This window comes from Psychrobacter sp. GP33, from assembly GCF_014119005.1.
GTDB lineage: Bacteria > Pseudomonadota > Gammaproteobacteria > Pseudomonadales > Moraxellaceae > Psychrobacter.
The window spans coordinates 11,934-26,559 of sequence record NZ_JACGYX010000001.1; the positions used below are offsets into that span (position 1 = coordinate 11,934).

The 14,626-nt window shown below is 42.8% G+C and carries 12 protein-coding genes; 6 read left to right on the plus strand and 6 right to left on the minus strand.

The window, feature by feature from the left end:
• Positions 1 to 118 precede the first annotated feature (118 nt).
• The 4 genes from H2245_RS00055 to dapC all read right to left on the minus strand — a co-directional run bounded on the left by H2245_RS00055 (position 119) and on the right by dapC (position 6,351).
• Positions 119 to 2,131, minus strand: a complete 2,013-nt coding sequence (locus H2245_RS00055; RefSeq protein WP_182404992.1) for a D-alanyl-D-alanine carboxypeptidase/D-alanyl-D-alanine-endopeptidase — start codon at positions 2,129 to 2,131, stop codon at positions 119 to 121.
• A gap of 88 nt (positions 2,132 to 2,219) precedes the next feature.
• The gene (locus H2245_RS00060; protein WP_182404993.1) at positions 2,220 to 2,825 is read right to left on the minus strand and encodes a 3'-5' exonuclease; all 606 of its coding nucleotides are present in this window, start codon (positions 2,823 to 2,825) and stop codon (positions 2,220 to 2,222) included.
• Positions 2,826 to 2,937: 112 nt separating this feature from the next.
• Positions 2,938 to 4,917: a DUF294 nucleotidyltransferase-like domain-containing protein gene (locus H2245_RS00065; protein ID WP_182404994.1), complete on the minus strand. Its 1,980-nt coding sequence runs from the start codon at positions 4,915 to 4,917 to the stop codon at positions 2,938 to 2,940.
• A 186-nt stretch (positions 4,918 to 5,103) separates the two neighbouring features.
• Positions 5,104 to 6,351, minus strand: coding sequence for a succinyldiaminopimelate transaminase (gene dapC / locus H2245_RS00070; RefSeq protein WP_182404995.1), 1,248 nt, complete (start codon positions 6,349 to 6,351; stop codon positions 5,104 to 5,106).
• Between the two features lie 361 nt (positions 6,352 to 6,712).
• On the opposite strand from dapC, the gene H2245_RS00075 reads away from it, so the two are divergent.
• Positions 6,713 to 7,348, plus strand: a complete 636-nt coding sequence (locus tag H2245_RS00075; protein ID WP_182404996.1) for a hypothetical protein — start codon at positions 6,713 to 6,715, stop codon at positions 7,346 to 7,348.
• Positions 7,349 to 7,381: 33 nt separating this feature from the next.
• Here the strand turns inward: H2245_RS00075 and glnD are convergent, their stop codons facing one another.
• Both glnD and map read right to left on the minus strand, forming a co-directional pair.
• Positions 7,382 to 10,156 (minus strand): [protein-PII] uridylyltransferase, encoded by a 2,775-nt coding sequence (gene glnD / locus H2245_RS00080; protein WP_182404997.1) that lies wholly within the window; start codon positions 10,154 to 10,156, stop codon positions 7,382 to 7,384.
• 234 nt (positions 10,157 to 10,390) lie between these two features.
• Complete coding sequence (gene map / locus H2245_RS00085; RefSeq protein WP_182404998.1) at positions 10,391 to 11,182, minus strand: type I methionyl aminopeptidase; 792 nt, start codon at positions 11,180 to 11,182, stop codon at positions 10,391 to 10,393.
• A gap of 723 nt (positions 11,183 to 11,905) precedes the next feature.
• On the opposite strand from map, the gene H2245_RS00090 reads away from it, so the two are divergent.
• The 5 genes from H2245_RS00090 (at position 11,906) to H2245_RS00110 (ending at position 14,604) form a co-directional block, all read left to right on the plus strand.
• Complete coding sequence (locus tag H2245_RS00090; protein WP_182404999.1) at positions 11,906 to 12,412, plus strand: META domain-containing protein; 507 nt, start codon at positions 11,906 to 11,908, stop codon at positions 12,410 to 12,412.
• A gap of 276 nt (positions 12,413 to 12,688) precedes the next feature.
• The gene (locus H2245_RS00095; RefSeq protein ID WP_182405000.1) at positions 12,689 to 13,660 is read left to right on the plus strand and encodes a PD40 domain-containing protein; all 972 of its coding nucleotides are present in this window, start codon (positions 12,689 to 12,691) and stop codon (positions 13,658 to 13,660) included.
• A gap of 47 nt (positions 13,661 to 13,707) precedes the next feature.
• Positions 13,708 to 13,878, plus strand: a complete 171-nt coding sequence (locus H2245_RS00100; RefSeq protein WP_182405001.1) for a DUF2256 domain-containing protein — start codon at positions 13,708 to 13,710, stop codon at positions 13,876 to 13,878.
• Positions 13,879 to 13,928: 50 nt separating this feature from the next.
• Entirely contained in the window at positions 13,929 to 14,105 is a 177-nt protein-coding gene (locus H2245_RS00105) for a DUF2256 domain-containing protein (RefSeq protein ID WP_182405002.1), read from the plus strand.
• On the plus strand, positions 14,098 to 14,604 hold the full coding sequence (locus H2245_RS00110; RefSeq protein WP_182405003.1) for a hypothetical protein: 507 nt from the start codon (positions 14,098 to 14,100) through the stop codon (positions 14,602 to 14,604). Before H2245_RS00105 ends, H2245_RS00110 begins: the two co-directional genes overlap by 8 nt.
• The last annotated feature ends 22 nt before the right edge of the window (positions 14,605 to 14,626 follow it).

Below are 14,626 nucleotides of genomic sequence, written 5' to 3' on the forward strand. Positions count from 1 at the left end.
AAGCTAACCTGTGTTGGGATTAAATATAATAAATGTTAAGGCAATGAAAGCGCGTTTTACTAATGTAGACATTTACTAATGAAGCAGTTTGACCGTTAAGTGGTGTATAAACAATGCATCACTGCTGCGCCGTCCAATCAAGGAGCGCGTCTAATACCGGTCTGGCGGTATAGGCATTTAAAGACTGTTCAGTATTAATAATACCAACTACCGCATAATCTTGCCCCGATTGACCTTTGACATACCCTGCCATTGAAGTAACGTTATCTAATGTACCTGTTTTTATCCACGCGCGTCCAATCGCTGCTGACTCAGGCAAGCGCTCGCTATGAGCTGCAATGGTTCCGCTAACCCCAGCGAGACCTAGCGAGCTGACGTAAGCGCCAAAGCTTGGATGATCGTAAGCGTAGGTTAATAACTCGTTAAGGTTAGCAGCGGTAACGGTGCACTCGCGGCACAGCCCTGAGCCATTGGTCATTATCGGTGGCGCAGTGGTTAAATGGGTTTGCCACCAGTCATTTAGGGTGGCTAGTGCTTGAGAATAATCCGTAGATTTTGGCATACCAAATTGATATAAGCTGGTAGATTTATCAGCGACATTATTTGGCGTATTGGTTGATTTTGGCGTATCAGCTTTGATGGTTGCGGCTTTACGATACGCATCTATTGATAGGGCTACTTGCTCGGTCATAACATTATTGGAAAAATGGTTGATATCATAAATTTGTTCAGTCAGCGTTAATGATGGGTAGCTGACAATCGGTAATGGTGATACGGGCAAGGCGGCTAAGCCACGCTTCGCTTGTGCATTATTGGCAGTTTTTAGAGTATTGCGTGCCTGATAGGGTTTCTCTTGAGCAATCACATTGCCGCTTAACGTATTGCCAATTGCTTGCCATTTTTCAGCAATAACACGGACGGCGAAGTCTTTGGCGTCAGGATAGGCAACATAAAAGATATGCTCACCGCAGCTTTCAGGCAAATTGGCATTAAAAGTTAATTTATCGGTCTGCCATTGCGGTGCTAAGCTGTAGCTGGCTTGTGAACAGGCAGCCGTTCGAGTATCAATCACGCTAGGCATCTGATAATTTGCCAGTTTTGGGGTATAAGTCAGCTGTGCTTGCCCGCTATCCAGTGGATAACTGTGAATACCCATACTGCTAAAATTGACTAAAAAGCCGTCAGGACTGGCGTTATAGGGTCGTAGCGGCGCGTTGTCAAAAGCAGCAGGATTTTTGCTGACACTATGGAAAATAGCGCTATCGACAATAATATTACCCTCAATATGTTGAATACCGGCTTTTTGTACACGGTAAAGCAGTTGCTGCACGCGCTCATGGGTCATTTTTGGGTCACCACTGCCTTGAATAATCAGGTCACCAAGCAACTTGTTACCAATAATCATACCTGAATGATATACCCGCGTTTGCCAGACAAAATCAGCACCTAGCGTATCAAGTGCAATGAAACTGGGAATAAGTTTCATAGTGCTGGCAGGTGTTCGGGAAACATCAGGCTGATATTTAATAAGCGATTTTAGATTGGCTTTAGGGGCAGGCTTGGTATCATTTGGACTGGTTTGATGGGGGATAACAAGTGTTGGTAAAACAGGCGGTGGGTTTTCAATACTTTGATAAGTATAAGTATCATCGGTATAACTATGAAGTTTGCGCTCTTGCTTGACGATGTCTTTTTTATCAATAACGATGGCTGTTGGCTGAGTGATTTTGTTATTATTTTGCTTGTCATTACTCGATGCATTACTTTTAGGCACTGCGTTTTTATGAGTTGCATTGGTAGCTGGGGTAATAGTTGTATCTGCTTGCAAATCAGTACTACTGATTTGAGTTGCGCCATCATTTTTAGTATCAATTACTTTAATAATGGGCGGTAAACGACTGGCAGTTTTTTCACCCACTGGAGTGACAATAATACTGATATCCGTAGGTTTCAAAGCCGCGCGGGTTAATGCCGCTTGAATGGTATCGGGCAAAACTGCATGCGCACTCACAGAGGCGAGAGTCGTCACAGCGCCTAATAAGCTGAGCTTGAATAACTGCCCGTGCTGAGCCTGCAAAGATGATACAAGGTTTAGTGAACGCGAATAAAGGGTCGTAGAAAGGATACGCATAGAATATCTGTCGTCAGCTGGCAAAAAGCATCTATAGTACCATGAGAGACATAGTTGGCGTAGTGGATAGACCAAACCTTCCTAGACATTAGCGCAAATGCAAAAACGCCATAGCAGTCATTACCGCATCATTATAAGCATCATGTGTGCCCAGCTCAGGGATGTCATAATGCGCTAAAATATTGGTCAAATGCTGCGATGGATTGGGTGCGCTTTGGTCAGGATTGCCCATACGCCGACTATATAATTCGCGTACATCAATCACGTCATTAGGTAGCGACGTGCCCATATAGCGCTTAACTAAAGGGTTTAAAAAAGCGGTATCTATCTGCGGACAAAATCCAACGATAGGTCGATTATTGATAAAAGGCAGTAGTATCGCAAGCATCTCATCGTAACTCATACCATGCTCAACGTCAGCGGTTCGCAGACCATGAATGACAATGGTATCGCGATTCGGCATAACGGGTGGTCGGCAGACCAAATGCAGACCATTACCTGTGTCAATCGTATCGCCATTTACATGAATGGCGGCAACAGACAGTAGGTGATGTTTACGCGGATTTAAGCCGGTCATTTCACAGTCGATTGCAACCCATTGCCCAGGCAGTGGCAGTGCAAACATTGATGCCAGCTCTGGACGCTGCAATTGCGTCTTTTGCCATGAAGACGATAACTGTTTTAGCCAGCTCATAAGTAATCTCCCCTTATGTTTATTGACTTTTAACCATACATTTTAAAATATTATTTTTAAAAGAGAGCCTTTAAAGCACAGTCTTTAAAATAGAGCCTTTAGAATATAGCTTTTAAATTACCTCAAGCCGATAATGGTGAAGCAACTGGTTTTTAAAGCTTTTTACTACGGACAGACACTCTTTTAATGCATCGCGTTCAAGAGCAGATAAAGTCGTGGGGTTCACTTGCCGTGCGTGTTTATCTTCTGTCACCAGCGCCACAGTTAAGCGCTGAGCCATAAAAAATTCTAACGCTTCACCTAAGGTATCGGCGCGCTCTTGGCTTAAGGCATGCGCTTGTACCAATCCTTTTAGCCGATTTTTAGTACTGGGCACTTGCAAAATATTATGCTCCAATGCTAGCGCTCGAATTCCATGAACGATGGGAAATATACCGGCTTTTTTAAGGTCGATATCAGACGAGCTGGTCTTACCTAATAGTGGGACAAATTTTTGCCACCATTGATTTATATCACCAAATTGTAAAGCGGCACGAACAAAGTGACGCACGAACATAGGCTCTGCCAGCTGATGGGAAATGATAAGATGCGCGCGTAACTGAGAGAGTAATTGCTTATCACCACACACATAGTCGCCATCTAATATTGCAGAGATGTATATGCTATGCATGGGGTCAGTATTTTTAAACCATAGACTAATTTGCGCGTTGAACTGCTGGAGTGGTTGTCGCCACATCGGATTGGTCATCATCATATTGCCATCGCACAATGGATAACCGAGCGTTGCCAGATGTTGATTAAAGGTTTCTGCGAACTGTGCTAAATCTGGATGCGAAAAACCATCTTTAATAATAAGCGCATTGTCTTGATCGGTACGCATGATTTGCTCACCGCGACCCTCTGACCCCATCACAATGACGCAGGTATTTTTCATTACCTCATCTGGCACGATCAGTTGCCAAAGTTTAGTAAAAACTTGCGCATTTAGCATTTGTACCATACGGCTAATAATACTGATTTTTACACCATTTTGATGCTGTGCGCGGATATAACGTCCTATTAAATCGACTGCCTTATGTAGGCTAATCAAGTCGTCTGCTTGCTCAATTTGGAGACTAATCAGCTGGGAATGATGCCCAATATGAGCAAGCAAATCGCTTTGTGCCAATATACCAGTCACTTTCCCCGTATCATCGATGACAGGCAGCCGATGAATGCGGTAGCGAGTCATGGTTAGTAGCGCCTCGCCAATGTCATCCTTACTATCAATGGTGTGCAAATTAAAGCTAGCATAATGCTGGCATGGTGTAGTAGCAGAGTTTTGCGCTTCACTCACTGCGCGGCAAATGTCATTATCCGTTAAAATGCCAAGTGTACTTGCTACCGTATCTTGCTCTGCAATGGCAGTTGGGCGTACCAAGACATGTTTTAGCCCAGCATCGGTCATGAGGCGCGCGGCTTGCTGTAAACTGCTATCAGCATCAATCATCCGAACGGGTAACAAGGCAACATCGGTCACCGGTTGCAGCATAATTTGCTGCACTTCTTGCTGAGCCGTATACTGAGTAAGTCCTAAAGAGGGATTTGGAGAATGGCGTCGCTGCTCTAACGCTTTTAGACGCTCTGATAAATTATCGGATAATAATTGACGGAGCAAATGGTTTTGGGCGCTGACTTTATTCAGCGCGCTGCCATCGACTTGTAATAACAACGTGTCTTCTATCGCGTGATAGTGATACGTTGCTCCATTTAGCTCATCAGCGTTACTTATAGGGGAGTGTGACAAATCAGCATCTACTGCACTAGTAGTGCTTAACTGAATATCAGAAGTTTTAGGCAACCGCCGACTGTCGAACCAATCATTATTATTGAGTTGTTCAGAATGATTGCCACCCAAATAAGAAGCAACAAATTCACCATTAAGGGTTTGCTGAATATGACCTTTTAATACCACAAAAAAATATTGAAAATCTTCGATAGGCAACGTTTCATTGGTGGCAAGATAGCGCACCTGGGTATGTTTTTTAAGGCTTAGGCGCTCAGCAGGGGTTAAGATATCAAAAGGTGGCTGAGCAAAATCAAGATGGGGCATGGCATCATCCTTGATAACTGTATAAGACGTAAATGGCGACTATTAATATAGCAATATCTCACTATAGCACTATCTGCGCCTTGCTTAGGCCTTTATCCCTAATCAAAGAAAGGTTATTGCTTTAGTTATGGTTTTTTGTAGATAAAGTTACTTTGTCGATTGGATTGATGGCATTTCTTAAGTTAATTAGATGTTTTGGGCATTTAGCATCTTACGTATGCGGCTAATTGCCTCGCGGCTCTCCTCAACACTAGCGACAAGAGCAACACGTATGTAGCCTTTACCCGGATTATCACCATTCACTTCACGAGATAAATAGCGACCGGCCAAGGCATGAATATTGGCTTGCTCATATAAAGCTTTGACAAAAACCTCATCATCGCCATCAAACTGCTCTGGCACTTTTATCCAAAAATAAAATCCTGCTTCCGGCATCCGTAAGTCTAGTAGGTCGCCAAGCTCGGTCATCCATAAGGCAAACTTTTCTTGATACAGCGTACGATTTTGCGCCACATGCTTTTCATCTTGCCATGCAGCAATAGAGGCAAGTTGGTGTGGGACGGGCATCGCACAGCCTTGATAGGTACGATATTGCAGATAAGATTTTAAAATAGACGCATCACCAGCAACGAATCCTGAGCGTAGCCCCGGTAGGTTTGAGCGTTTTGATAATGAATGAAAGACCACACAATTTTTAAAGTCATGACGACCTAGGTTGGCACATGCTTGTAACAAGCCAATCGGTGGTTCTTTAAAATACAGCTCGCTATAACATTCGTCACTGGCGATAATAAAATTGTATTTATCAGACAGGCGAATGAGCATTTCCCAATCGTCCATAGTCATGACTGCGCCCGTTGGATTATTTGGGCTACAGATAAATAACAGCTGCGTTTGTGCCCAAATCTCGTTGGGTACAGCGCGGTAATCACCTTTAAATCCATTAGTTGCAGTACAGGGTACAAAGTAAGGCATGGCTTGTGCCAATATTGCCGCGCCTTCATAGATTTGATAAAACGGATTGGGCATGACAACAAATGGTGGCTGCTTATCTTTTAAGGTATTTATAGATGTGCTTTGCTCCACCGTATCGTCATGATTGACTACTGCTTGTACAAAGCTAAAAATCGCCTCGCGAGTGCCCATAACTGGCAGTACTTCGGTATTAGCATTGACATGATGCAGGAAAAATCGACGCTCTAGCCAATGGGCTATGGTTTGGCGCAGCTCAAACAGACCGTTGGTAGTTGGATATTGGCATAATTTGTCCAAGTTTTCTCGTAGTACGTCCAGAGCAAATTCAGGCGGCGCGTGTTTTGGCTCGCCGATACCAAGCTTGATCTCATGATAGGCATGGGCTGGGGTGCTATTTTCTAGTAAGGTCGCCATCTTGGCAAAAGGATAGGGATGCAGATAAGATAAGTTGTGATTCATAGGGTGGCTAACTATAATGAACGAATGATAATAAAATTATAACGAAAAATTACATTTAAGCAGTGTAGCACTTCTCATATTTTTTGTCTTTTTCTTCTTCTCTATATTGGTAGCGACAGCGCTGTTATGAGCACCATGCCTTTTATAGTCTTCATGTTATAACCTTTATAAATCAGTTACGATCAGTCAATGATTTCGACTGCTATGGCTTTATCTATAGTTATGAGCTTGTAATTATAAACTCGTCGTCATTTCTTATAGATGTAGAGCAGAGATACTGTGCAACGCTACAGCATATCAATATAATAACTGCCCTTTTAGCCAGCGGGTTATTTCACAAGTTATTTCAAGGATAACGAACATGCCCATTTTTTCTAATAATGGTGAGCGGCGTACTTCATTTTATCAAGAGTTACAACGACGCGAGCAGCAGTGGTGGCAAGCGCGCCATCGCTTGATTACCCTGCAAGAGCGCGAGATGTTTTGGTTTGGGGAAAACAGTCTGATTATGTGGCTAATGTGGCAACTGGTCAGTTATGTGGGGGTCGCGCTGGCGCTCATGCTGCTGAGTAAGCTGTTCGAGGTACATTTATACCTCTGGCAATATATAACAGTATTTGGGGTACAAACGGCATTTTTTATTCTGATGTTTGTAATGAAAGGGCGACTTGCCAATCTGATGCAAGACAATATTCATAAGGCGGATTTGGTTCGTGAACAGATGCTTAATGAGATGGTCATTTTGGCATCCGATAGTATTTTCCCAGACATTCACGCGCAATCGCCTATTTCACTTCAGCATATTCATGAGCGGTATGATGCGCAATTGCGGTTGGCAAGCCTGCAATGTCTGCTACAAAAAGAAATTGATGCCGGACGGTTGCTTCTATCGCAGCACGAGATAGAAGCGCGAATATTACCGCCTGAGCTTGCGGACGCTGAGTTATCGCCGCATGCCAGTGGTATGATATATAAAAGCCTGTTACAAATGCAGTAATTCTAGCCTTCACTTATACTTGATGATTCAATATTACTTTGCCATATTATCTGGAGGTATGATTAGGACATCTATTAATGTCTTTTTCAGGGTGGCAAGCTTCGTCTCTGACAAGGGTTTATCCTGCTGATCGCTGATATAAAACATGTCTTCTGCGCGCTCACCTAATGTGGTGATGCGCGCTGCGTGTACCTCAATCTCTTGCTGCAAAAATACTTGCCCAACGCGCGCCAATAACCCCGGTTGGTCAAGGGTTTGTAAGCTCATAATATGCTGATTTGATGCCTCATTAAATTCAAAATGAATGACGGTTGGCACATGAAAGTGTCTTAGATGCCGTGGTATACGTTTGGTAGTCAGCTTAGGCACGGTTGGATTCTTAAAGGCATCAATCAAGCGCTGAATCAGCTCTTGCTGACTGTCTTTATCAACCAGTAACGTGCCGCTACGATCCAATAATACATAAGAATCCAAAGCAAAATTACGCGTGGCAGTAATAATACGTGCATCTAAAACGTCCAAATTCATCTGGTCAAAAACTGCCATCGTGACGGCAAATAAATTGGCTTGGTCTTGAGTGTAAACAAACACTTGTACCGCATCAAGCGCCAGCTCGCGATGTTCACGCAGGACTATTAACGGCGCACTGTCAGCATCAGAGGCGCGCCCAATCGGGGGATGGTTTAATATAGCGCGGGTATGCCATAAGATATCGGTTGCAATCTCCCGCAAAAAATACTCATCGCCCAAGTCATCCCATAATCTCAGCACCTCGTCACGATTCATCTGCGTGCCATCTATATTGCTTTCTTCGACACTCGATTTATCAATTCCTTTATCAACACTGTCGAGCAGCGCCAAAGCTTGCTTGCGTGTGGCGCTAATCATGTCTTGCCGATTGGTCGGCGCATCAATATCGGCACGCAAAATGCGCCGCGTTTGCGAGTATAGCTGTTTGAGTAAGGTGGCGCGCCAGCTGTTCCAAAGCTGTGGATTAGTGGCATTCATATCCGCAACCGTCAACACGTATAAGTGATTTAAATGGGTAACGTTGCCCATTAAATTGGCAAAAATCGTTACTACTTCTGGGTCGGAGATATCCTTTTTCTGTGCAGTCGTCGACATTAATAAATGATGACGGGTAAGCCAACCTACAAGTTGCGCATCTGCATCGCTCATCCCATGAGTAAGACAAAACTCAATTGCTTCTGTCTCCCCAAGCTGACTGTGATTGCCGCCACGACCTTTGGCAATATCATGGAACATTGCCGCCAGTACCAAAATCTCTTTACGTTCAATACGCTGATAAATGGCACTGACTAGCGGAAACTCCTGCTGCAAACTTGGGTCAGTAAAGCGATGTAAAATCCGTATTAAAAATAAAGTATGCGCATCGACCGTATAACGATGGAATAAATCGTATTGCATCAGCCCCGTTACATGCGCGAACGAGGGAATATAATTTCCCAAAACCCCATAACGATTCATGGTACGCAGACGGTGAAATAAGTAATTTTGCTCTTTAATATTGGCTAAAAATAACGCTTGATGTTCGGGATTATCGCGATAATTTTGGTCAATACCGCGCGCGGCAATCTTTAACGCCCGCAACGTTCGCGTCCGCACATTTTTAATGCCATATTGCCCCATTAGCAAAAACATCTCTAAAATGGCTTCAGGATGCTGAGCAAAAACCCTATGATGCGCAATAGCAATATGCTCACCCACCTGACTAAAATGCGCATTTAAGGGGCGTTTAATTGGGCGCTCATCATCAGGCAGACTTGGTTCTATAATCGTCTCATAATAATGATTGGTTAGCATCTCAGACAATGTCGATATCTGCATGGCACAGCGATAATAATCGCGCATAAAACGCTCTACTGCTGCATTGGGTGCATCATCTGGCTGAATCTCATAGCCCATGCGCTCACCAATATCACGCTGATAATCAAAAAGTAGCCGATTCTCATTACGTCCGGTTAATTCGTGCAAATAGTGACGAATTTGCCATAAAAAGTTTTCGGCAAAGGTCAGCTCATCGAACTCTTTTTCGGTCAAAAATCCTTGTTGCACCAAATCATAGAGCTTATCCACGCGAAAATAACGCTTGGTCACCCAACCAATAATATGAATATCGCGTAGACCACCGGGTGCAGATTTGATATTCGGTTCAAGATTGTATTCGGTCGCATTGTGGCGCAGATAGCGCGATTTGGCTTCAGCAATTTTTACCTCAAAAAAATCTCGCTGCGACCAGAGTTGATTCACGATATCAGTAGGTACATTTTGCAAAGTCTCATTACCGACCAATAAGCGCGCTTCTAATAAGGTACTGGCAACGGTATGATCTTGCGCTGCCTCCAGACATTCAGGCACAGTGCGCACTGCCAATGCAGGCTCAAGTCCGGTATCCCACAGTAGCGCCACTAAACTGTCAATCTTGGCACGCATCACAGGCGAAATCGTATCAGGTGCGAGTAATAATATATCCACATCGGAATACAACGACAGCTCACCACGACCATAGCCACCCGTAGCAAATAGCGCCAAATCAGTTTTATCGAGCTCAAAGCAGGTAAATAAAGCAACCAGCAGCTCATCAATCGCACACGCACGTGCCGTCACTAATTGGCGAATCGCCAGCCCACGCTCAAGTGCTCGGCTGATATCTTCATTAATTTGTGATAGCCAGCCTCTAATAACCAGCAATAAATGCTCTTTAGCATCTGGGGTTAACGTGCCGTGCTCTGCCGGTAACAGTGGCAAAGGCATCAGATGAATGGCTGCGACATCACAAGTGAACATGAGCGTTATCCGATTAAAGAATGAGAATAAAAATGCAAATGCAAAATATAACGGTACTAAGTTATAACGGTACTAAGTATAGCGGTGACTAAATAGCAAATTCAATTTAAGCTATGTATCAACAATCCCAAAGATTCAACCTAAGTGATTCAAAATAGGTATCCACTCACGAACATACAACCATTATCATAAATATAACGCAAAAAAAAGACCGCCGAAGCGATCTTTATAATTTTACTGAGTCAAAAAGCTTAAATCTTCTTCTGGACGGGCAGTAAATACCTCACAACCATTGTCAGTCACCACCAAGGTGTGCTCCCACTGCGCTGACAGCTTACGGTCTTTGGTGATTGCCGTCCACTCATCCGGCAAGATTTTGGTTTGCCATTTACCTTCATTAATCATCGGTTCAATGGTCAACGTCATGCCTGTTTTTAGCTCAAAGCCCGTGCCTTTTTTACCATAATGCATCACTTGCGGCTCATGGTGAAACTCATTACTGATACCGTGACCACAGAACTCACGCACGATACTAAAACGCTCAGGCTCAACCACCGCTTGAATTGCCGCACCCACATCACCCAAGCGCGCGCCATTTTTGACCACACTCAAACCCGCATATAGTGCTTCTTGTGCCACTTTACAAATACGCTGCGCCATGATGGAGCCATTACCGACAATCCACATCTTAGACGTATCGCCGTAATAACCGTCCTTAATCACCGTCACATCGATGTTAATAATGTCACCATCTTTAAGGATTTTACTTTCACTCGGAATACCGTGGCAGACCACATGGTTCACTGATGTACAGATAGATTTTGGAAAGCCATTATAGTTCAGCGGTGCTGGAATCGCGTCTTGCACATTAACGATATAGTCATGGGCGATTTGGTTTAATGCTTCGGTACTGATGCCCACTTTAACATGCTCATCAAGCATTACCAACAATTCGCTGGCAAGCTTACCGGCAACACGCATTTTTTCTATGGCTTCAGGAGACTGAATTAAGGATTTTTTAGTCATGATGATTGTACTTATCGTTATGAAATTTGGTTATAGCATTAAAGTAAGCAAATTATATCATAAATGCGCGCCAGTCGTTTTTGTGCGCTTGCTTTCCTCTTGTTACAAAGACGAGATTATCTTATAAACATGAACTGTTAGCAGGTCACCTTAGAACTATCAAGGTTCAGTAGCAAAACACGTATACGACTATACAAAAAAAATGAAAAGGGCATACATAACACAGCATGATATCAGCTGCATGAATGTTCATAATAGCGTCACTGTTTCGACAGCTTTACCGCTAATTAAAAATCAATAGTGATAAAATGCTTAACTCATATTACTAAAGCTGTGGTTAACATGATGATAAACGTTACTTGTTTTACCATTGTTTGTTTAGTTGAAGGTGTTAAAAGCTTTTTCAAAAGGTTTCAAGCTTATTAGCGTTAATTGCTAATAACGATAAAGTAGGCGATAATGGAATAAGTAACAACAAAATAAGAATAAAGGCTTATAATAAATAAAAATACTAAAGACCCTCATTATCATAGCAACATAAGCCCGTTATAATAAGATATGCACAGATATTTCTATAATATGTGGCGATCTCAGTGATTTAGAAATACTGATTATAGCCACAATTTTTTATTATAGTGACTGCAAATGCAGAAAACAGCTTACAACCGTTTTACCGAATGACCATAATAATTGAAATTTAATATTACCCTTTTAGGAGCAACTATGAAAAACATGACTAAAGTAATGATGGCAAGTGTACTAGCAGTAGGTACATTGGCTGCCGGTTGTCAGACCACAACGACCCCGGAAGCGCCTACCACACCTACACAAGCTATTACTACTAGCACGCTAGAAGCTTTCAACTGGCAATTGGTTGATGCCACGCGCAGCAACGGTCAAAAAGTATCGCAATTATTCTTTAATCCAGCGAAGCCTTTAACCCTAAACTTTATGAATGTAAACGGTGAACACCGCGTTACCTTTATGAATACTTGTAATAATATGGGTGCACAATACCAAATCGCGAATGGCAATGTGCAGTTGAATAACGTACTTAGCACCATGATGGCATGCCCTGAGCCACAAGCTAGCTTTGACACTGCCACTATGGCAACCGTTCAAGGTAAATACAGCTTAAGCAAAGGCGCTAATAACGTGCCTATGCTAACGATTACCAACGCTAACCAAGTCGCAAACTTTAAAGCCGTATCTAAGCAAATGATTAAGTAAGTAATTCATTATCCAATTAATTAATCAGTATCTTTTCAAAAAGTACCGTTTATAACGGTCACGATAAAAAAGCCTCACAACTTAGTGGGGCTTTTTTGTGGATGATGCTTTTTATAGATGAGGTTTAATAAGTGGTAGTAATAGGCGGCAAACAACGGTAAGTAATGCTACTTTATTAAAAAGCGCATCGCTAATTACGCTACACTGTCAGCCTTAAATATATCGTTTATAAGCTATTGATTGGCGTGTTGCCTTTCTTTAATTGAGTTTTATTTTATGATGATTACCACTGTCTATAAAGGCGCTATTATTACAGCGCTAATGGGTACGTTAAGTGTATTAAATGCTTGTAGTACTTTACCCACTCAAAACTCCAATAATACCAGCAATATGATAGTAAATCCGCTAACGGCAACCATGTCAGAGATTGATCGTCAAGGTCGTATTGCCTATGTTGAAGAACAAGGATTAGGTGCAGCAAAAATATCATCGCTGTATATTATTCGTCCTGATGGCAGTGAGCGCCAGTTGATAGACCAGCTCAATGGCTATATCTATGCGCCCGCGTGGTCAGCCGATGGCAAGCAGTTAACATATAGCAAGCAAGCGCAACGCCAGCCACCCAAAATATATGTCTATGACACGCTCACCCATGCCCAGACGTTGGTGATTGGTGGAAAAGGCAGTCACTTGTCAGCAACATTTTCGCCAGATGGACAAAAGCTGCTTTATAGCTCGACAGCGAGCGGCAATGCTGATATCTATGAGCTGCGTTTAAGTGATGGTAGCAGCAGCCAACTGACCACGGTTCCCAGTACTGAAGTACAGCCAAGCTACGCGCCTGATGGACAGAGCTTCGTTTACGTCAGTGATAAAAGTCGCGCTGGTCGTCCGCGCATTTATCGTTATAATTTTGCTACCAAGAAATCTCAGCTAATCGCAACCAGTGGTTATGCCACAAGTCCGCAGCTCAGTTTAGACGGTCAGCGCATGGCTTATCTGAATGGACGCCAAGCTGCAGTGATGACCTTGGCAACTGGGCAAGTGATTAATTTAGCGGAGACGGGACTGGATGAACCCGCACGCTTATCACCAAGTGGCAGCTATGCCGTATACCCGATGCAAAACACACAACATAGCGGGCAAAAGGGCAGTAGCCTTGTGATTCGCGCGCTTTCAGGTGGCGCAAGCTACACCATCAGCAGTAAATCAGGCGGACTAGCGCGCTCGCCTGTATGGGGACGTTAAGCAGTTAGTAGTAAACCTTCAAATCATCAATAAATAGGCTAAGTAATATGGCGCACAAAAAAAAGAACGTCCGCAAAAAAGAATGTCCTATCTGCCAACGCGAGTTTAGCTGGAGTAAAAAATTGGATAAAAACTGGGAGAGCATGGTCTATTGCTCAGACCAGTGTCGCCGCGTGAAAAAGTATGAAGGGTTGGAACATCAAAAAGAAGATAAATAAGCGTTAATAATTAACTACAATATTAGATATATGGCAAAAGGGAGCAGATGATGGCGCATAAAAAAGTAAACTTACCGCAAAAAATCTGCCCCGTGTGCCAGCGTCCGTTTAGCTGGCGCAAGAAATGGGAAAAGGATTGGGAGCAGGTGATTTATTGTTCTGAGAAGTGTCGGCGAGGGAAGATAGTAAACTCAATTACTCCAAATATTAAGGAAAATTATGAGTAAACATTTTGAATATTCAAGCTTTCGAGAAAAACTCATTGAGCACTTATTTATTGGTGAAATGCTAAAGTTATCGTGGTTAAAGGATAACTGTCAATTGGAGGTCATGAAACCCGAAGTTGATAATGTAGGTTGTGATGTTGTCCTTGAAGACAATAATATTATTCGTCATATTCAACTAAAAACTTCGAAATTAGGTGCTAAAGTATCAGGTCAAAAAGTCAATATTCGCTTAGCGAGTAAGCCTTCAGGATGTATCGTCTGGATAGTATTTAATGAAGATACATTAGAACTATGCTCATTTTATTTTTTTGGCGCAGAAGCAGGCAAGCCATTAACTGGAATGGAAAACGCTAAAGTTACAAAGCATACTAAAGCTAATGCTGATGGTTTGAAAGCGGAACGACCTAATATACGCACGATTAATAAAGGACAGTTTACTCGATACGATGATATTGAGACTTTATATAACGTTTTGTTTTTTCCGCAGAATAGGAGGTAGTTCGATTCAAACCTTAGTCTGA